Below are 21,409 nucleotides of genomic sequence, written 5' to 3' on the forward strand. Positions count from 1 at the left end.
ATTCATCAATAGCATATCTTTAGAAAAATGGTATCAGTTTGCACGATCGCACCATTCTTCCTTCTTCCCTCTTCCTTCTTCCTTCGCAATTACCAAGGCGAACCAATCATCGTAAAAGCAGCCCAATAATAAGGATGCGACAAATTTTTATCGCCCCTGGCGGCCAATTCCGCAGGCAAAGGCAGAGCTTGATTATTACCCGATCGCACCAAATAACCATCCTGCAACCGCACTTCCCCGCGCAGCATCGCCAACTGCGCTTGCCGCAAAGCCTCAGCCTTAATCGGCGCCGTGCGCAACTGCTGGTAAAACTCAGTCATCAGCCCCAAAGTTCCAGCATCGCTGACATACCACAAACTCGCCAAAGCCGATTTTACCCCAGCGTGCACCGCCAACCCCGCAAACCCCAACTCAGCTTGTTCGTCACCCACCGCCGTAGTACACGCACTCAAAACCAACAACTCCACCTGCGGGTTAGATAACTTCAACTCACCCAACTGATTTAACCGCAACTTAGTATCCCAAAACTGAATGTAAGAATTTTCCGATCCCCCTGGCTGAAAATCGCCGTGAGTAGCCAAGTGAATAATTTTGTATTGCGGTTGATTGCGCTTATTCTTCAAATTTGCCAAGGTAAAAGCTTCATTGAGAAAAGACGCACCAGGCCAAATCTTGCCCACAATTGTTGATATTTCCAGGGGCACAGCAGGCAAAGGATTTTGATCGTATTTTTCGGGAAACTTCGACGCACCCATCGCCAAAACTTCAGAACCTTTAACATCGGCATAGCGAGTATCAGTCAAACTCAAACTGGGAATCAACCCCAAACTATACTTTTCTACCAAGAACTGTTTGCCATCAAAAAGAGCAGCTAAAGGCAAAGTTCGCAAACCGGCATCCATTGAAAACACCAAGGTGTCAATTTTGTTAGCCTCCAATTCCGCTTGCATCGGTGCAATTAACCACTGATAAAGTTCCTGGCCAGGTTCCTTGTAATCAGTAGCATTCAATCTCTTAGGAGATCTCACAGCATTAGTGAATTCTTTAGCAACTTGCAGAACAGTTTCGCGGCTTGCAGACACAGTTTTAAAAATATTTTTGCCGTCTGGCAATAACAACACAAGTTCTAAATGTTGCTCTTTCGCCCACACATAAACGATCGCGGGTTTAACCCCAGTCAATCGATTGACACTGCTGAGAGTATCTCGGATACTTTGTGGTGTGACTGACTTTTGATCGAGATTGCCACCAAAATAACGTTCAAATTCCCGGCCCTGAGCTCTATCCCTTTGCTGCACTGCGTCGATCGGACTTATTTGCATCGCACTCGATCGAGAAATCTCAGGAAACCTCAAATTCCCGACATTTTCTGAATTTCCACCACTCGCGGGCTTCTGTGCCGTTGCCACAGTGCCACCGTTTTCTGTCGCCACAGGTGTGCCCAGATTGTCTTTTAACACAAACGGCGATAGCAGTACCGACCCGGTTGCAGTCTCATTCGATCCCCCCTCAACAGGTACAGCAGTCCCTCCTGGCGAGACATTTACGATACCGCTCTTTGACTCAGACACTGCGGGAGTCTGAGTGACAATTTGTGGAGAATTGCCTGTAGTTTTTAGTGCCACGGTGGTGGTAGTTGTTGCTGGACTCGGCAGACTGAGCACTGGGCTGGTAACACTTGAGGTGGCAGAGTTCGACTTCGAGTTTCCCGTGCCAACAGTTGCCACCGTGCAGGCTCCTAACGGGCAAGAGCTTTGTAGCAGAGTCAGCGAACCCGATCGCACCTGCCCATCTGTAGAAATGCTAACGCTGGCGCGATCGGCAGTCGTTCCCGTTCCTGCAGCCCGAAACGTTCCCCCAGCATCGATTGCCACATCGCCGCCCGTATTGCCATTAGCTTTGATCGAAACAACTTCCACATCTTTCTGCCCATTAATCTTGCTCGAACCGGCACTTCCCGACTGCGAACTCGAATTGATCACTCCTGTCACGATCCGGCCCGGCGCCACGATCGAGATATCTCCGCCACTTTTTGCACCGAAAGCATTGACATTGCCAGATTCTACCGCACCCGCGCTGCGGATGTTGATATCGCCCGCCGTCCCGTTTGCCGATCGAGATGACACAACACCAGCAGTCACATTACCTTGACTGCTAGTGATGTTAATCCCCGCATTCGAGGTAACGTCTCCGACTGTCACAGTACCGCCCATCAGAGCGATGCTAGCGTTATCAATTCCCACGATCGCACCCGTTCCCATGATCGCACCCATTCCCAAGGGCGAGCGAATCGTCGTCGGATCTTGAAATGTCACCGCCGGCGTTGAATCTGAGGCTGTGGTTGCCGGAGTAATCACAATTTGGCCGCTACCGTCAGCACGCCCGATTGCTACGGAAGCAAAGCCATTCCGCAGCGAGTTCAATTCCGCAGCAGTCAAATCCAAAGCCTCAGTCTCAGCAGCACCGGCAATCGTCACATTTTGAGCCGGATCGGACGGTTGCAGCACCAGATTGCCGTTGCTGCCGATCGAATTATTGCCACCAGTCAAATCAATTTCATTGCCTGTCAGAGTAATATTTCCCCCTGTTTCCGAGCCGCCAGCTTGGATCGCCTCAGCAGTCACTCCGTTGCGCCCTGTTAGCGTCACATTTCCCGCGCGATCGCCCCTCGTGTCGATCGCAGCCACTGTTACCGTACCCTCTGCGGTAACGCTTACATCACCCCCCGACGTGCGTGGCACTTTGGCAGAATTGACAGAAGTGCTGATGCTGGGCGGATTTCCCGTGCGTAGCTTAGCCGTAGTGACATTACCCGCCGTGCTCGTGATCCGAATTTCCTGATTGTTGGTAGTGATATTTCCCGTGCGGATATTGCCCTCAGCTTTCAGAGTAATTGAGGCATTGTCCGCCCCTGTCAGGGAACTTGTGCTCGTGATTGTTCCCAAACCCGCCGGCGATTGAATCATTAGCGGGTCATAAAATGTGAAATCATTAGCAATCAGAATCGAACCAGTACCGTTGCGGAGGCCGATCGTAATTCCAGCAAACCCATTTTGCAAACTTCCGAGATCGCTTGCCGTCAGATTCAGATAAGTAGTAGTCCCGACATCTCCTGAACCAGCGATTACAATATTTTGACCAGGGCTCCAAGGTTGGAGTACCAACAAGCCCGTGCCACTGACCGAATTTTTGTCGCCTGTCAAATTAATTTCATTACCAGTCAAAGTAATATTTCCCGAACCCGCTGCGATCGAACTAACTCCCAGAACATTCCCAGCCGTCAAAGTTACATTTGCCGACGATTGAGAACCGCTAGCATCAAGTTTTTGGGCCGTGACATTCAGGCCTTCGAGCAGAATATTGCCACTGCTACCGCTGCTAGGATTCGATGCAGAAATATTGTTTGCAACCGTCGTTCCCGGACTAATCAAACTAATATTTCCGCCGTTGCTTGACAAATTGCCCGCAGTAATTTGACTTCCCGAAATGGTGATCGCGCCACCTTGAGTGCTAATTGTATCTTGAGCATTCATCGAAAAAACACCCGCACCATTGCGATCGGCATCTGCTCTCAATGTCACCGATCCAGTAGTTGCCGAAAAGCTCAACTGATTGTCCGCCAAATCAGCAATTTTAATATCATTCAGCGCTTCCAGAACCAGATTTGTCGTCGCCGAGATACTTTCCAAAGCTCTTCTGGAAATTGTCAGCGAAGGATCAGAATTGTCTTGCTGCTGTCCTGATGGCGTTCCGGTTGCCAAAATATTACTGTTAGCAATAACTGCCGCATCCCCCGCAGCTTCTGAGGAATCTGTAATTAAAATATTTTCCGGATCGAACAGCAAAGTCCCCAAACCATTTGTCCCGGAAGTATCGACAGTGCCATTAAAAATCAATCTTTGCTTACCGGAAATTTCCACAAATCCGCCAACACCTGTGCTGGAAGTTGCAGAAACACCAGTCGCGCTGATGTTGCCGAAAAATGCTGTCGTGTTGTTCGCCCAGACAAAAACTCTGCCACCATTACCTGTGCTAGTTGCGTTGGCTGCGATCGAGCTTTTGCCATCCACATAAGTCATCGTGGCATTCGGCACCGTTCCCTCGCCACGGTAATCTCCCCCGATCCGCACCATGCCACCGCCCAGAGGCCCCGAAGCCTCAATCTTCGCTCCCAACAGCCCTACCTTCTCGCCCAACACGTTCACACTGCCTCCCGCACCCCCCCTGGCAGACACGTCCACAGCACCCGATACTAGAGCAGTTCTGGCACCTGCGGGTAATGTTGTGCCGCCGGTCAGTACGACTTCACCGCGATCGTTCGTAGTTAAACCAGTAGCGTTAGCCACGCCGGAACCCGATAGTAGCTTTGGCAAACTCAGGGGAGAGAAGGGAAGAGCTTCCGAACCAGCCACTCCCGCAGCCGGAGTAACTTCCAAACTCAGCAAAAGTCCGTTTTGACTCAACCGCACCAGATTTTCGCCCGGAACCGCCGCCACCGTAATTTGACCACCGGGCGCCGAAAGTTTCCCCGTACTAATCACCGTACCGCTGAGCAAAGTCAAATTTTGACCAGTCTCCACAGCCAAGTCACCGGCATTGACAATACTCCCCGGCTGTGAGCCAAAAGCAAAAGTATTCGGTGTGCCCAGTAGATCTGCGTAGTTGTTTGCCCCAGTACCGTTAAACCAGCCGCTATCAAAACCGATACCGCTAGCGGTGGTAGCAAAAAAAGACCCGGACACGTCGAGTCGGGCATTATTGCCAAAAATAATCCCTGCGGGGTTGATCAAGTACAAGTTAGAATTGCCACCACTAACTTGAATTAGACCGTTAATTAAGGAAGCGTCGCCGCCGACAACGCGGCCGAGGATATTTTTAATGTTTGGGTTGGAGAGGAAATTGGCAGTTTCGCCAGAATTCAGACCAAAGCGAGTAAAACTATGGAACAGATTTGCTCCGTCTCTGGAGGGTGTGCCGCCTTTAATGTCGTAGCGAGAGGGGGCTCCTGTACCAGGTGTGATGGTGGTTCCGGTGCCGTCTGGAGCTGCAATAATCGGCCCGGCCTGGGCACTTTGAGGTTGGGGATAAATTGCCAGAATCACCCATCCGCTTCTATCTCCTTGGAGGAAAACCAGGTTGGGGAAAAAATCTAATATCAAAAATCCAGCAAGGGGAATTGCTGCCAGAATCGATCGCACAGCACGTTGAGCATTCATAAGATTTGCCTCGATCTAGACCTGAATTCGAGCTTTAAATGGAGATTTTAGGTAAAAAATAGTCGATCGCACCCCAATGCTGACAATTCCTAACGCTAACTCTCGATCGCAAATTTCAAATTTTAAGTCGAATTTTGATTGTGTCACCAACATAGCAAAGACATACAGTAAGTGTCGAAACACCAGAAGTTAAAACGCCAGAAAATTATGAGTGATCGAATTGTCCGTGCGATCGGTTTAACTGGGGGCATCGCCACCGGGAAAACCGCCATATCTAATTATCTGGCAGATACCTGTGGATTTCCGATTTTAGATGCCGATATTTACGCCCGCGAAGCTGTGCACCCAGGTTCGCCAATACTGGACTCTATTGTAGAACGATATGGCGCGGTTATTTTGCTCCCCGACGGCAATTTAAATCGCCCCGAGTTGGGAAATATTATTTTTTGTAACCCATCCGAACGGCAGTGGTTGGAACAACAGATTCACCCTTATGTGCGCCGCCGGTTAGTGGAGGGAACTCAAAGCTGTATTTCTGCATCGAATCCGGTATCGCCAAACACATTGACTGTGGTTTTGGTAGTACCACTGCTGTTTGAAGCTAACATGACTGATTTGTGTACCGAAATTTGGGTGGTATACTGTTCGCCCGAAGTGCAGTTACAACGACTGATGCAGCGAGATGGCTTGAATTGCGATCGAGCCTCGGCCCGCATTAACGCCCAGATGCCGCTAGCTCAAAAATGCCAAAAAGCTGATGTTGTTTTGGACAACTCATCAACCCTCGACTCGCTATTCGCGCAAATAGATATGCAACTCAGTCGATTTTCCATTTGAGATTTGAGATTTGAGATTTGAGATTAACTGGCGATATGGGTTGAAAAACCCGGTTTCTATAATCCCTGCGCGCAATTCTTGAATGGTTGCGTCCTCATATCAATAAATTATGAAGTTAATCTGAATAGTCGTAAAAATTTATAATTTGCGGTTGTCGTTTCCTGGTTTGAAGAGCATTTAAAGAGGATTGCAGGGGTTGAATTCTGCTTGTTGCCCGCAAACAGCAGGCAACTCGAACTTATGAGCGAACAAGCGAGTTAGATGAGGGGTTTTACCCCGTTTTGACGAAAAATCAAAAAAATTGCAGGTATTGTCAATTACTAATTGATGATTTCGCGCCAATTCAATTTTTTCCCCTGATAGCAGAGTAGAGGCTGTGTATCAAGAAGTGGAAAATACGACACGGAACTCTATGATGCGCCTCTACTCTTCTATCCTGATGTCAAGCCTGTTACTGAGCGGCACCGCAGTTAAGGCTCAAAGCATGGAAACTCGATCGACCTTTTTCTCTCAAAACAACTCTGCTCCCGAAACGATCGCCACTTTCACCGACACTCAGATCTTTTACGAAGATAAGGATAAGGATACCTTGCCCGAACGAGGCAGCGGGAGATAAATCCGAAAAAATGGATAATTTTGCCAAAAAGAAGCAAATATACTGAATTATTACTTTTAGTATGTTTGCTTCTTTTTTATTGTCGGGACAATTTCAATACGGTTCACTTAACGCTTTTTTGTCATTGCGATCGCAGAGAGAGCAAACAAGAGTGCCTATTTTTCACATCGTTTTTCCAACGGACTGTCTTAATTGAACCGTATTGGGGACAACTCGGTAAAAAAATCAAAGTAAAGCGCGAGTAGGAATCTTCGGCTTTACCTGAATTTTTTAAACTTTTTAAGCTTCAATCTTCCGCAGCTTCGCCGCCAACAACCACATCGCGAATCCGCAAACTGGGCCCACCGCAGCCCACGGGTAAACCGCTTTGTCCTCCTTTACCGCAGCCGCCGGATTCATCCCAGTAGAAATCGTCGCCGATCGCCTCAATATCCGCTAAAGTGCTAAAAACATTACCCGAAAGAGTCACATCCCGCACAGGATTGTCCAGTTTGCCATCGCGAATCATCCAAGCTTCGCCAGCACTGAAAGTAAACATTTCGCCGTTAGTCATGCCGCCTTGCCAATTGCGCGCATAAACACCCTCTTTGATCCCAGAAAATAAATCAGCAACAGGTGTATCGCCCCTTTCGATCCAAGTATTCGTCATGCGGACGATCGGCGGATAGTGATAATTTAAACAGCGAGCATTACCCGTAGGCGTTTCTCCCAACTTACCCGCAGTTTCCCGCGAGTGCAGCCGCCCGACTAAAGCGCCGTCTTTAATTAACTGAGTCGTAGTCGCCGGAGTCCCTTCATCGTCATAGAAATAGCTGCCTCGGTGTCCCTGTGGCGCTGCACCGTCGAAAATTTGCAAGTTTTTGGGCCCAAACTGGCGGCCCAGGGTCATAATTTCCAAGATGTCGGGATTTTCGTAGGCCATGTCGGCTTCGGAGAGGTGTCCGAAGGCTTCGTGGACGAATAATCCGCTGAGAATTGGGTCGATGACGACGGTGTAGGTGTTGCCTTGGACGGAGGGCAAGGCTAGGGAATCTACGGCGCGCTGAGCGGCGCTGCGAACTTGGGTGTCAAGTTCGGTTAAATCTTCGTAAGCTTTGCGGGAACCGGTGGTTTCGCGGCCGGTTTGTACGGTTTCCCCGCTGCGGGCGGTAGCTGCAAAGCGCATTTCCATGTCTACCCAACCTTGTTCGAGCATGGTACCTTCGGAGGTGGCCAGGATCATGCGCTGGGTGCTGTCGCCGTAGCGCACGGAGATGGTGGCAATACGGGGGTCTATGCTACGCAAAATGGCTGCGTAGCGATCGCACAATTGCTTTTTCTCAATTAGCGGCACTAAACGCGGATCTGTTCCTGTCAACGGTAGGAAGCAAATGTCTTGTACTGGCTTAACTGGCGCGAGAATCGTTTCTTCTTCGCCGATCAGTTTGGCTGCGGCGATGGCTTCTTCGATTCTTTCGGCGAGGGTGGAAAGTCGGTTAAAACTGGCAAAGCCCCAGCCACCTTTGTGACAGGCTCGGACTTGGCCTCCAATTGAGACTCCTTCGCTGAGGGTTTCAATTTTTTCGCCCCGCAGCAGGATGTCTGTGCCTTCGGCTTCTTCGAGTCGAATTGCTAGATAATCTACTTGGTTGCGGTAGCGTGCCATTAAGTCTGACAGCAGATTTTTTGAGTCGGCGATCGAGGTGGGCATGAATTTGCACTATTTAACTGCATCCATTTTGCACTTTTGTTAGGGCGATCGGGCTTGTTGGTGCAAAATATCCACTCCTTGCGCGGAGATTGCGACTTATTGGTACGGTTCTGCCAATATCGTTAGTTGACAAATATAGATATCCTGTGGGTTAGGGGCAAGACGCAAGAAATTAGGCTGGTTGTTTCCGTCCTACTGGTGCTTAAATTCTCGCTCCTAAACATTCCTATAAATAAATACTTCATTCTTCACGTCTGTGAAGGTGGGCTTATAACTACTGTGAATACTTACTTTCTACCAACAATCAGCGAAATTTTAGCCTCCGAAGGCTCTGAAAATGACCTCACTCCCGATCCGAGGTCGATCGCCCAAATCGGTCGCCCGAAGTGTCCTGGGAGTCGTGCGGCTGCTAGACAGAAGGCTGAACGGGAATGGTATGGGGCGATCGCAACTTTGAATCAAATGCTCGATCGGCAAAAACACTGTCTCTCCCCAAATCCCACTTCTTGTCAGGGATTGGTTTTGTCCGGGCCGTCTTCGGTTTTGACAGAGCCCGCTGTCGCTTCCGGTTTTGCTAATTGGATTTTTACCAGTATTCCCGACAACGATGCAGGTTTGTGGTCTTTTCGTGCTAGACAAACTTTAGCTTTGCTACCGGCGGCCCAGCAGCAAATATCTGTACCGGAGGCTGCCCCGGCTTTAGCTTTGGCGATCGGCGATCCTTTGGCAAACGAGCAGTTTTGTTTGGTTTTAACTGCTACTTTTAGTCTGGTGATGGTTTTGGGTGAAAATTCGGCTGGAATGCCGGCTTTTCTATTTTCTTTCGACCCGCAAATCGCCGCCAAAGCTTGGGAAGTTTTGCGGAGCAGGGTGACTGAAAGCGATTGTTTGCTTGCCAATTCTGACGGCGGGATCAATTTGCCAGTCAGCCAATTAACTCATAATTCTACGAAATTAGACGCGCTGTTCCAGCAGTTTTTGCCTGTAGATCCAAACTATCAAACAGTCGCGCAGTTCACCCGCTTGCTGCTGCATAATTTGCCCATTGGGAAAGACGAAGTGTCGAGGGGAAAACACGAAAGAGTTGATGATAGCTTGAAAGGGCAGCAAAATATCAATTGTAAGTCTCATCTGCCTCATGCTACCAAAGAAGTGGAATTGCTACAGGCGATCGCCCACGAAGTCCGCACTCCTTTGGCCACCATCCGCACCCTGACTCGGCTGCTGCTGAAACGCCCCAAACTCGAACCGGTGGTGGTGAAGCGTTTGGAAATGATTGATGCTGAGTGTACCGCTCAGATCGATCGCTTCGGTTTAATTTTCCGCGCCGTAGAAATGGAAATGTCCCAAGCAAAAAATTCTGCGATGCAGCTAACAGCAATGTCCCTCGGTGAAGTGCTCCAAAATAGCATTCCGCGCTGGCAAAAGCAGGCGAGTCAGCGCCATCACACTTTAGATGTGATTATACCGAAAAAATTGCCAGCGGTAGTCAGCGATCCGACGATGTTGGATCAGGTTTTAAGTAATTTAATTGAGAATTTTACTCGCACTTTGCGATCGGGGAGTCGCATTCAGGTGGAGGTGACTTTAGCAGGGAGTCAGTTAAAGTTGCAGTTGGAATCGGAACACTTATCTGAAGGTAAAGGCGTATCGACTTTTGCAGAATCGGCGAATGCTCCTTTGCGATCGATCGGACCTTTGTTGATGGTGCAGCCGGAGACGGGAAGTTTGAGTTTAAATTTGAGCGTGACTAAGAATTTATTTCGGGCTGCTGGCGGCAAGTTGGTAATTCGTCAGCGCCCAGAAAAGGGTGAGGTGATGACGGTATTTTTGCCACTGCAATAGTCGATAGCAGAAGGAAGAAGGAAGAAGGAAGAAGGAAGAAGGAAGAAGGAAGAAGGAAGAAGGAAGAAGGAAGAAGGAAGAAGGAAGAAGGAAAAAGTGAGCATCCTGATGAGTGTAAAAAGCGTGTTTTAGGAGTGCGAACTCCTAAAATTATGATTCGGATGGCAACGGAAACGATATCGATCGACTGAACGCGATGTGATACTTTTTACACCGGAATCTCGATCGCAAATTCTGTCCCTTCTCCCAATGCAGAAATACAACTCAGTTTTCCGCCGTGTTTTTCTTCTACAATCTGACGGGCGATTGCCAATCCCAATCCCGTTCCTTTTCCAACCTCTTTTGTAGTAAACAGGTAGTCGAATATCCGCAATTTTACTGAATCGGACATACCCAGGCCGTTATCTCTGATGCGAATTACTACGGTTGAAAGGTCGATCGACATTTCAGTACAAATCATAATGCGCCCAGGTTCGGCCTGTAATTCCGCAAAAGTTCGTCCAACGCTCGCTGCGTCCAAAGCATCGATCGCGTTAGCGAGTTACAACCCACTTTCCGCCTTAACATAAAATCGCGAATTTTTGGCTAAAAAATGGCTATCTTCCATTCTATACAAGCGTTATAGCCCCTGTATGAAAATATTAATTTTTCTTGATAATTATTTTTCTACGATCGATTTTTTGGGATTATTAAGAAGTATTCTCAAATTAAATCTCTAGAATGACGTTTTTTTATCAAAATATTTTTAACTGTGTTAAGAAGTGCGGAATGTGGGCTCAAAAATTCTCGCATTTCATTAGCTTGTTCTTCTGTCAATGCCGGGTAATAAAGTAACTCAACCCAAGTAATCGGACAGTAGAAAGCCTCTGCATCTCCAGCTTTAATTTCATCAAATATAGACTGAACTTCCGGCTCATCATTGAAGTAATAAATCAGGATGTTGGTATCGAGAAGATATTTAGGCGTTGCTTAATCAGGGTATGAAAAAGAACTAGGCAAAAATCCAGAAGTTTTGTGAAAAATGGTTTTTATGATTTGCCTATTTAGCCGTTCATACCGTAAATCAGCAACGCCATATTTTTTAATTAAAAACCCGGTTACTGCAAGAAACCGGGTTTTTAATCAGACGTTATTTATCGCTTTGTCGATCGCAATTAATGACTCAATGCCAATTCAGGCAATTTCGGCTCAGATGAACCATCGGGTAACACCTTAACCTGACCGTTTTCATCCACATCAACGATCGCACTTTGGCCTTCTTTCAGCTTCCCAGACAGCATTTCCTCAGCCAGTACATCTTCCAACAACCGCATGATAGCGCGGCGCAAAGGTCGAGCACCATAGCTAGGATTGTAGCCTTCTGTAACTAACAAGTCCTTGAACTTGTCTGTCACCGACAAAGTAATACCCTGTTCGGTTAAGCGGCCGAAGACTTGCTGCAACAGGATATCTGCAATCTGCTTGACTTCTTCCTTGTTCAACTGGCGGAAGACGATAATTTCATCCAAGCGGTTGATAAATTCGGGACGGAAGAACTGTTTCAATTCTTCGTTTACCAAGTTGCGAACGCGGCTGTACTGCGCGTCTGCGGCACCTTCAGCAAACTCGAAACCGAGACCACCGCCGCCTTTTTCAATCACTCGTGAACCGATGTTTGATGTCATGATCAGCAGCGTATTCTTAAAGTCTACCGTCCGACCTTTAGCATCGGTCAAACGGCCGTCTTCCAAGATTTGCAGCATCATGTTGAAGACATCCGGGTGAGCTTTTTCGATTTCGTCGAATAAGATCACTGTGTAAGGACGACGACGCACTGCTTCTGTTAGTTGACCGCCTTCGTCGTAGCCGACGTAACCCGGAGGCGAACCGATGAGTTTAGAAACAGTGTGGCGTTCCATAAACTCGGACATATCTAACCGAATCATCGCTTCTTCGGAACCGAAGAAATATGTGGCTAAGGCTTTTGTCAGTTCGGTTTTGCCGACGCCTGTGGGCCCGGAAAAGATGAAACTGGCGATCGGGCGATTGGGATTTTTCAAGCCAACCCGCGCGCGGCGGATGGCGCGAGAAACTGCGCTGACAGCTTCTTCTTGACCGATCAAGCGCTGGTGCAATGTGTCTTCCATGTGCAGCAGCAATTCCGATTCCGATTCTGTCAGCTTGCTAACTGGTACTCCCGTCCAATTTGCCACGATGTGGGCGATGTCTTCTTCGGTGACGATGGGAGAGATTCTGATCTGGCTTTTGTTGATCGTAGCTTCGGCAATTTGGGCTTCGATTTCTAATTCGCGATCGCGCAATTTTCCAGCTTTATCAAAGTCTTGTTCCCGCACAGCAGCATCTTTTTCTTTGCTGACGGCCGGAAGTTGTTTTTTGAGTTCTTTAACTTCGGGCGGGGTTTGCGAGTTCAGAACGTGGACGCGGGAACCTGCTTCGTCAATTAGGTCGATCGCCTTATCTGGCAAAAATCGATCGTTAATGTACCTGTCTGACAGTGTAGCCGCTGCTTCTATAGCTGCATCGGAAATTGTCAGTCGGTGGTGCTGTTCGTAGGCCGATCGCAAGCCGTACAATATTTCTATTGTTTCAGCCACACTCGGTTCGCCGACTTTAATTGGTTGGAAGCGGCGTTCTAGGGCAGCATCGCGCTCAATGTATTTGCGATATTCGTCCAAGGTAGTTGCGCCGACACACTGCAATTCTCCTCTAGCAAGAGCCGGTTTGAGCATATTGGAGGCATCCATGCTGCCTTGAATCGCGCCTGCACCAACTAAGGTATGAATTTCATCAATTACCAGAATGATGTTGCCTGCTGCGCGAATTTCCGCCATAATTTTCGTCAGCCGTTCCTCAAATTCGCCTCGGAATTTCGTACCAGCAATCAGCGAACCCATATCGAGGCTGATTACTTGTTTGTCTTCTAAAATTTCCGGGACGTTTCTGTTAACAATTCGCTGGGCGAGGCCTTCGGCGAGGGCTGTTTTGCCGACTCCCGGTTCGCCTACTAACACCGGATTGTTCTTCGTGCGGCGTCCGAGCACTTGGATCACGCGCTCGATTTCATTTTCGCGGCCCACGACTGGATCTAGTTTGCCGGCGGCTGCTAGCTTAGTTAGGTTGGTGCCGAATTCTTCTAAAGTCGGGATTTTACGATCGCCACCGCTATCTCCTCGGCCTCCGGGTACTGCCGCGACTTCTCCCACGGCACGAATTACCTGCGTGCGGACTCTCTGGCGATCGATTCCCAGGTTTTGCAGCACCTTCGCCGCCACACCTTCATCGTCTTGAATCAGCCCCAGCAGGATGTGCTCTGTGCCGATGTAATTGTGTCCTAACTGTCGCGCTTCGTTCAGCGCCGTCTCAAAAATGCGCTTGACGCGGGGGGTAAACGGAATTTCCGGCGGGAGGAACCCGGAACCTCTACCGATAATATTTTCGATTTCATTGCGCGCCTCTTTCAAGTTGAGGCCCATATCCAGTAATACTTTTGCAGCGATTCCAGTGCCTTCGCCGACGAGTCCCAAAAGGATTTGCTCGGTGCCTACAAAATTGTGTCCGAGGCGCCGCGCTTCCTCTTGGGCTAGCATGATTGCTTTAATGGCTTGTTCTGTAAAGCGTTCAAACATATTTTTTCTATCCTACTGTCTTGGCGAGGGTTGTATCGCTGCTGGTGAGGAGCGATTTGGATCACTACACAAATTATATATGTAAATTTTTGTGTATTTCCTTTAATTCAATGTATCGCTACTAAGAGGAGGCGGACAGTGGGGAGAGCCGAATAGTTGGGGTGTGTTTGCCGTCTGGCTGTGCGATCGAACTGTGCCAATGCAAATTAATGTTATCAATCACGATTTCACTCATTTCCCAACATACTGTGTTGCCGCTCCCCTGTCAAGCATTCTCTTAAAGCGAGCTATCGACAATGTTTCTTCGGGCGGGGGAATGCTTTTGTTTCAAATTACGTACTTTGAGCAAAAGTATTGCACCCCAAAGCAATTTTATTGTAACAGTTTGACTTACGCACGGGCGGTCAGAAACCGGGTTTTCTACTAAAATCCTTCGTTGCAGCCTGTAGATTTGGTAAAAAACACGGTTTATTGGGGCTTTGTGCGTCCAGGAATCTACAGGTTAAGGGACTTATGGGCGATCGCCATTCCCAAATTAGCTGCCTTTTGAAATTGCTATTAATCGCCTACTTGCAAAATCTACGATCGAGACTTGAAGCCGTGAATTTTTCTTGTCATCTTTTCCTTAAACCCATGACAATTTCCTGACTTTAAAGCCATTGTGGAACCAACTGTTTAATAACTTTCACAAACCCGATCGCAATTTGAATCAGCGGCCAACCCACAAAACAGATTAACACTGCCCAGCGAGTTTTAATATCCAAACCTTGACGAACCGCCACAATTACAGATAGCAAGCTCCACACAGCTAATATCCGCTCTATCCCTTCTCCCAGCAAGGGAATTAACGTTAAAAAATTCAGCACTTGCGGGGCGTAGGCAAATCCGATCGGAACCAACAACTCCCCATAACTTACATGACCTGGTTTCAGCCACTGCCCGATTTTAAAGATAGTGAAAGTCCAAAAATAATAACCCCCCACCAGTGCCAAAGCATCTATCCAAAGTGCTAACAATAACACGGATAGCTCAGTTCGATTGATTAACAAAATGACGGCACTGCCAAAAACGCGGGACACCGCTGCTAAAATTACAATCGTTAAAGCTATCCGCTTCGTTCTGGCAGTGTAGGGAGTTTTTTCGTAAAAGTTGCTGTTCAAAGAAAGTGAGTTCCACAGCGTTCTTCGCAAACCAGCAATTGAATCTTCTCCCTTCACGTTTAACTCCTGCTCCTCAAGATAGTTGACAACTCGGACAAAATAAGCTCTAATACAGCACAATCACCAAAATATTTCTACATAATTAGGTAATTAACAGGCATTCTACCAGATTTTATTCAATGCTAAGATTGATTTTGCAGATACTTGCGTGGCTGCGCGGAGGAAGTTTAAATTTGTTGCTCATCGCAGGTCTAATCCTGTTAGTTTGGGGCATTCTTTCGCCAGTGGGAACTGTTATATGGTGGCTTGGTCAAAGTGCCGAAACTTTGGGTTTTAAGAAAAATTCGCCGGAGATATTGCCCCCGAACGAAAGCAGCCCGGAAGCGCGCAAGTCTTCGCCACTCAATTGTTATATCATCTTTTTACCGGGAGTTGGCGATTTTTCGGGGGACGAACTAACACCGGGAGAAGCATTTTTTCTCAATCATTTAGTTAAAAGTCACCCGCAGTGCGTAGCAGTGGGGGATATTTTTCCTTATTCAGCTTCTAACAAAAGTTTAGGCGGACAGCGGTGGCTAGCTCCTTTTTGGCGGTTTGCAGCGCAGGCAAAAAGTGGGCCGATTGCTGCGGATATATTCATCAAAATTCGCAATCTTTGGAGGTTTGCAATTTCTCTCGATTATCGCTACGGTTTTGCATACAATCAGGGAATTGCTCATGCAATTATCGAGCGCATGAATGCTCAATCTCCGATTTCAGCTAATCCTCAAAAACCTTTGCAAGTTATTTTAATTGGCACTAGCGGCGGCGCACAAGTTGCTTTGGGTGCTACTCCCTATCTTAAAGAATGGCTGAAAGCAGAAATTACTGTTATTTCAGTTGGGGGCGTGTTTTCGGGAGAAAATGGTTTTGCAGAAGCCGATCGCATTTTCCATTTTCGTGGCACTCGCGATTCAATTGAAGATATTGGCGGCATCGTTTTTCCAACTCGCTGGTACTGGTTCGCGACTTCTCCTTTCAATCAAGCTCGTTTGCAAGGACGCTACGCAGAAGCTGTCAGCGGCCCTCAAAAGCACGACGGCGATGATGGATATTTTGGCGAAAATCTGGCGGATAACGGTCAAAAGTATGTAGATATCACGCTGGATAAGATTAATCAATTGCCTGTTTGGTCTGAGGGCGCGGCCCAAAGAAAGGACTGAAGTCCGAACGATCGAACCTATAAAAATGTAATGATGTGTGCCTTCTACCGACGGCGGTCATTTGAAGAATTTATGCTCGAATCAATTCAACTTTATCATCTTTTGTAAATATGCCAAATTAAATCAACTGATGATATTTTTTCACTGTGAAAAGGCGCTTGATTAACTGAGTTGCATTATAGTTGCGCTCCTTTGAGTTGCCCTTTTTCTGTTACATCGCTTTTGCTGCTCGCGGCGCAAAAAAAGAATTTTTACCTATTGACTTTGGTTGATTTTTAAGTTATATTTTAAATAATGGAAGTGGTAACTTAAATTTAAAAACTGTCACCACTCCCATTATTATATGATACCTTTTTAGACCGGCAATGTCAAGCTTTTACCCCAAAAAAAAGGGCGTTTTTTTAAAATGTTATCACAAAAAATATATTGTTGGTAAATGGAGATCTCCGTGCGCAACAGTAGTTGATGGCGGAAGATTCAATCCCAGGATTGCAATTGTACAACCCAGTGCTGCACAAAAGCCGAAATGCGATCGCGCCGCGTCTCAAAAGTAGCAGCAATCCAGATAAACACAATCCCAAAAGCCAAGCCAATCGCCCATTTAATTAGGGGATAGTCAAAAATCAGCACCACCAACTGATAGAAAACATTGATTAAGAAAATTCCGGTTCCCACAAACAAAAACGCCCGCACTCGCAGCGCCAAACCCGCAGCAATCGCCACCAAGCTAAAAAATCCTGCAACTAAACCGTGGTTGTGCTGAGTCAAAAGAGGTATCCCACAAATCAGCGCCGTGGCTACCATTCGCAGATTGTGGCGCAGGGTTTTTTGGGCTGGTAGTTGCAAAGTGCGATCGCACTGAGCAACGTAAAGGAAAGAAAGTCCTAAAGGAGTAAAATACCATTCCGGCTGAGTCAATCCGATTTGTCCAAACCACCGCAGCAATATCCAGTCAATTATTGCCACACTCACGTAGGTAAAACGGACTTCGCGCTTTTCCCAAGCTAGGAAAACATAGAAGGCGGCAGCTATGAGGAAACTAATCGGATAAAACTTAGCCGGAGATTCCAAAATAGCGACTATGGGAATGAGAGACGCAATTATCTGCCAAGGTTTTTTTGACCAACCCCAGTTATCCCAAGGTAAGATGTAAATTAAATAGGCAAATAGAGAAGCAAAAGCAACTTTCCACGGCGCCAGCGGCCCGGAAATGTACTTGACTAAAGGTGTATTGAGCCAGTAAAGCCGGATGCCAAAGGCTTCTAGCCAGCCTAAGTAAATCCAAATTTCTGCCCATTGGCGATCGAGATTATTTCGCCCTTGTAAGAAAGCGTATTGCACTAATAGAGTACCAGCAACTAATCCTAAATTTACGCCGGATTTAATATAGTTGCCAGAAGCTGAAATCAGCAGCCAACTGCTCAAAATCCAGTGCAGATGAGCGAATATTTTTAATTCGGCATTTGTTAAATGCAAATATCTGCTCAACCAACGAGATAAAATGCGATAGATATAAGTTAAAGTTGTGCCGAGAGTTGCTAGCACAATTAAGCCGTCGCCAAAAGCTCCTCCTGATGTGCGAGAAATTTGATAAAACACTGATTCGTAAGCGGAAGCTGATACGCCAATTAATCCCAAATAAACCAGAGGTTTAAATTCTTGCTGCCGCCTGCCAATGCCGATCGCAATTAAAGACGCACCTAACGAGATTAAACCTGTACCATTGGTAAAGGTGTGCGATCGCAAAATCAAGCCCAACAACCCGTAAAGCAGAGGTATAACGTGAATGCTGGGTAAAATTTGGCGATCATCGGGATTGCGCCGCCGCCACCAATCGCCCAACAATTGGGTAAATAAGCCGATCGCAATATTCGCCACTGCCAAATTAATCGTATTGCGTCCAATAAAACTCAAACCAACTGCTGTCAGCAACTCCAAACTCCAAGCCAAAGCATAAATTGCCAGCGGGGGAAGTTGACGGAAACTTCGGAAAACAATCGCAGCCATGATTACCAAAGTAGCAGCTAATACTTGAACAGAGGGCGAGAAATTCAGGGTACTGCGTGTGTAGATATCATAGGAATAAACAGTGATGTTTGTTAACAGCAAGGCTGCGAGTAAGATTGCCCAACCATCTAAAGCTCGATCGTAAATTTGAGCTAAGGTCGAAGGTTCACGCAGACTGCTAGAATAACGAACAATCGTGCTGCGAAGCAACCAGAGACACAAAAGTGCGATCGCCCCAGCAATTGCCCAAGCCCAACCAGACACAAAACCTAATTGATAAATCGCCGCAGCTACGAAACTCAAGCCAAACCCCACTCCAATTGCAGCCGCTGGAAGCTCAACTAAATAGTAAGTATTGACTAACATCAACAGCGCTGCCAAACCCAAACCAATTAACCGAGATCCCGGAAAAGTAAAAATTAGAATTTGTGCGAATATTAAGGCGATCGCACTCAAGGTACTGGCAACTTGTTTGTGAGGAACTTCAGTATATTTAGCAACAGCAGTCAAAGCCAAAGGTGTCGCCAGCCAGAGCAAACTCCACTGAGAGTGTACATTACTGTACAGCAAGATAAAACTCAATCCTGCCAACACCAATCCCAAATACCAGGAACTTTGGAATAATGCAGGATGCCACCGAAAAAATGCAGAATTTTCTCTGACATTTGCTACTTTCATCCAGACAAAAAATGCCCATTCAGACGCCATAAAAATCAATAAAATTCCTGCCCAAATATTCGTTTTCTGGTTCGGTAAAAATAAGTCAATTGCCGAACATATCGCGCATAAACCTATAATGTGAGTCAGGTAAACCCAAAATGCCGGATTTGGATGTTGATCAACAGCAGAAGTAGGCGTCACAACTCGCCGGGAATTATCGGGAATTACGTATTTCCAGGCGATCCAACCTAAAGTTAAAGTAGAGACGAATAAATTGATCGATCGCCAAAAGGGATTGACTAAACTAAGAGTAGTTAAAACACTGCCCAAACCGAGAGCAAGATTTTCACCAAAATGGGCAAGTGGAACCTTTCGCGATCGGTAGAGCCACTGCGCCACGCTTACCGTTAAAATTAAATAGGGCAAGAGCAAAACACCCCAAAAAGCCCAAGGAGTTTGCTGAGAGTTGGTAAGCTGAGTTAAAGATATAACAAATTGTGTTTTAAGCGCTAAAGGAACAACTCGCCAAACCAGCCAAATGCTCTGAAGTCCAACAGCAAAAAGCATTAGCAAATCAAGCTTTTGCCAAAACCGCACTAAGCGATTATAGAAAAACCAAATAGCCAAGATGCTAATTGCGATCGCCTGTAGGGGAATTTCGCGAAAACAAACCAGCCACCCCAAACCCAACAAACCCCCTCCGGCTAATTGCCAATTAAAAAAGTTACCAGGATTTTGTTGGTGCGATATATTATTTTTAATAGTCCCAGATGCCAGGGGCTGTGGCCAATCCAGCCACGCTAATAGCACGCCGCAAATTCCCAAAGCTAAACCCATTTCAGGGATATTGATATTCTTGACAAATATCGCCCGACCAAGTAAAATTCCTAAGGAATAAGCGACTAAAGCAGCTTTTTTGTAAGTTAAAAAATCTCGGCTGGAACTGAAAGCACCAGCGATAGTTTCGCTATCTCCTCCACCTTTGATAGATTGCAACCGTTGTTGTTGAACTTGATAAACTGTAGCGACAGTAGTTCCCACGGTACCCAAATAAACCGCTGCTATGGAAAAGCCTACAAATCCCCAACCCCAGTGCAAATAACTCAATCCCAAGTGATTTATGGCGATCGAGGTAGTTACATTTTTCCCCCACAAACTTTGATACTGATCTTTAATAATTCCGCGTGTTATCCAAGTTAAAATAAATGCGGCGACGATGGCGACTGCCCAATCCCAAGGATATCGCCACAATCCAAAGGTATCCATCGCCCAGAAATTTATTGGCACTAGCAACAGGGTAACTTCTTGCAAAGTTTGAGCAGTCAAGTGTAAATTAGACTGTTTTTTTGCCCAACTACCGATCGCCCAAAAAGTTAAAGTATAAGCTAACAAAACTCCATATTGTCCGGCAGCCGGAAATCTTTCCCACTGACTGGCAGCTAAGACTCCAGAGGAGACAACTACCATGAACACTCCTAAAAATAACAGCCACACGACGCTAATTTCGGCTATGAGCGACTGCAAAATTTGAGCTACAAAAGTTGGGGTTTGAGGGGTTTCTGCGCGCTCTGCAACGTTTTTTGTGGTGCTGGGCAATGCTTTTTGTGTTGCTAGAGCTGGTACTTTGGGTTCGGGAATAGCAGAGTTCGGGCGATCGTCAATTTCAGAAAGGGCTACAGCGGGATCGGGCAGCGGGCAGACTAAATGCTGCCGGCACAATTGCTCAACCTCAGCGGGCGAAATCAAACCCAGGCGCAGCCACGCATCTAAACCTGTCAGCAACTCAGGATGCGACGCTAAGATGCTGAATTCTATTTTGCTCGATCGACCTTTAGGAGACGACATCGGCTTAAACTGCTACTAGCTACATTCCAGCTATAGCCTAGATTACTGTCGATCGAACATCCGAGTATTCCGCCCTGAAAATTGGCACAATAAGTATAGCAGTGGACAGTTGACAGTGGACAGTTGACAGTTGACAGTTGACAGTTGCATAACGGGAATCAAACCATTGATGCAGTAAGGGTATCGGCTTTATTCATGAAGTTCTTTATGTCCTCACCGATGTGGCGGTTCCTATATTTATCGCCACACTAAAAAATAACCGCGTACATCTGCCTGTATCTGCGGTTAAAAACTCCCAATTAGGAGACAGCATTGCCGTGTTCTTACAAAAAAACTAGCGGAATGCGGAAAGCGAGCGTGACTTTAGTGCGCTCGATGAAAGCGGGCGGGGACTTCAGTCCCCTTCAGTCTTTCTTGTAAAGTATTGTCACAGACTGTCTTTGTTTTACACCAATTTTGCTATTGTAAGTATATCGTGATCAGGTCGAAGTCATGCTAGTTTTTGAATTCAAAACATACGGAAAGCGACAGCAGTTTGATGCTGTCGATCAAGCTATTAGAACAGTACAATTTATCCGAAACAAAGCAATTCGCTTGTGGATGGATGGCGAAAAGATTGGTAAAAACGATCTAAGTAAATACTGTGCATTATTAGCAAAAGAATTTTCGTTTTGTGATGAATTGAACAGTATGGCTCGACAGGCG

General features: G+C 46.8%; 10 protein-coding genes and 2 pseudogenes. 5 read left to right on the forward strand and 7 right to left on the reverse strand.

The features are described from left to right. Positions 1-89: 89 nt before the first annotated feature. The gene (locus K4039_RS06035) at positions 90-5,216 is read right to left on the reverse strand and encodes a CHAT domain-containing protein (protein ID WP_265234235.1); all 5,127 of its coding nucleotides are present in this window, start codon (positions 5,214-5,216) and stop codon (positions 90-92) included. Positions 5,217-5,423: 207 nt separating this feature from the next. Here K4039_RS06035 and coaE point away from each other — a divergent pair, with 207 nt between their 5' ends. Then, positions 5,424-6,053 (forward strand): dephospho-CoA kinase, encoded by a 630-nt coding sequence (coaE, locus tag K4039_RS06040; RefSeq protein WP_265234236.1) that lies wholly within the window; start codon positions 5,424-5,426, stop codon positions 6,051-6,053. A gap of 412 nt (positions 6,054-6,465) precedes the next feature. Then, a complete protein-coding gene (patX, locus tag K4039_RS06045) occupies positions 6,466-6,669 on the forward strand; it encodes a heterocyst-inhibiting protein PatX (RefSeq protein ID WP_265234237.1) in 204 nt (67 codons plus the stop codon). A 286-nt stretch (positions 6,670-6,955) separates the two neighbouring features. Here patX and K4039_RS06050 read toward each other — a convergent pair whose 3' ends face one another. Next, positions 6,956-8,359: a TldD/PmbA family protein gene (locus K4039_RS06050; protein ID WP_265234238.1), complete on the reverse strand. Its 1,404-nt coding sequence runs from the start codon at positions 8,357-8,359 to the stop codon at positions 6,956-6,958. A 279-nt stretch (positions 8,360-8,638) separates the two neighbouring features. On the opposite strand from K4039_RS06050, the gene K4039_RS06055 reads away from it, so the two are divergent. Next, positions 8,639-10,204: a sensor histidine kinase KdpD gene (locus K4039_RS06055; RefSeq protein WP_265234239.1), complete on the forward strand. Its 1,566-nt coding sequence runs from the start codon at positions 8,639-8,641 to the stop codon at positions 10,202-10,204. A 208-nt stretch (positions 10,205-10,412) separates the two neighbouring features. Here K4039_RS06055 and K4039_RS06060 read toward each other — a convergent pair whose 3' ends face one another. The 4 genes and pseudogenes from K4039_RS06060 to K4039_RS06075 all read right to left on the reverse strand — a co-directional run bounded on the left by K4039_RS06060 (position 10,413) and on the right by K4039_RS06075 (position 15,110). Further along, on the reverse strand, positions 10,413-10,733 hold the full coding sequence (locus tag K4039_RS06060; RefSeq protein WP_321161559.1) for a HAMP domain-containing sensor histidine kinase: 321 nt from the start codon (positions 10,731-10,733) through the stop codon (positions 10,413-10,415). 173 nt (positions 10,734-10,906) lie between these two features. Further along, positions 10,907-11,149, reverse strand: a pseudogene (locus tag K4039_RS06065) (hypothetical protein); the annotation flags it as partial. 209 nt (positions 11,150-11,358) lie between these two features. After that, positions 11,359-13,830: an ATP-dependent Clp protease ATP-binding subunit gene (locus K4039_RS06070; RefSeq protein ID WP_265234240.1), complete on the reverse strand. Its 2,472-nt coding sequence runs from the start codon at positions 13,828-13,830 to the stop codon at positions 11,359-11,361. A 650-nt stretch (positions 13,831-14,480) separates the two neighbouring features. Then, the gene (locus K4039_RS06075) at positions 14,481-15,110 is read right to left on the reverse strand and encodes a hypothetical protein (RefSeq protein WP_321161557.1); all 630 of its coding nucleotides are present in this window, start codon (positions 15,108-15,110) and stop codon (positions 14,481-14,483) included. Between the two features lie 59 nt (positions 15,111-15,169). Here K4039_RS06075 and K4039_RS06080 point away from each other — a divergent pair, with 59 nt between their 5' ends. Then, positions 15,170-16,192: a hypothetical protein gene (locus K4039_RS06080; RefSeq protein ID WP_265234241.1), complete on the forward strand. Its 1,023-nt coding sequence runs from the start codon at positions 15,170-15,172 to the stop codon at positions 16,190-16,192. A 477-nt stretch (positions 16,193-16,669) separates the two neighbouring features. Here K4039_RS06080 and K4039_RS06085 read toward each other — a convergent pair whose 3' ends face one another. Beyond that, positions 16,670-20,704 carry a hypothetical protein gene (locus K4039_RS06085; RefSeq protein WP_265234242.1) on the reverse strand — a complete coding sequence of 1,345 codons (4,035 nt, stop codon included), beginning with the start codon at positions 20,702-20,704 and terminating at the stop codon, positions 16,670-16,672. A gap of 492 nt (positions 20,705-21,196) precedes the next feature. Between K4039_RS06085 and K4039_RS06090 the strand changes: the two are divergent. Further along, positions 21,197-21,409: pseudogene (locus K4039_RS06090) on the forward strand (RNA-guided endonuclease TnpB family protein); the annotation flags it as partial.

Source organism: Lyngbya sp. CCAP 1446/10 (genome assembly GCF_026130175.1).
Classification (GTDB): domain Bacteria; phylum Cyanobacteriota; class Cyanobacteriia; order Cyanobacteriales; family Microcoleaceae; genus Microcoleus.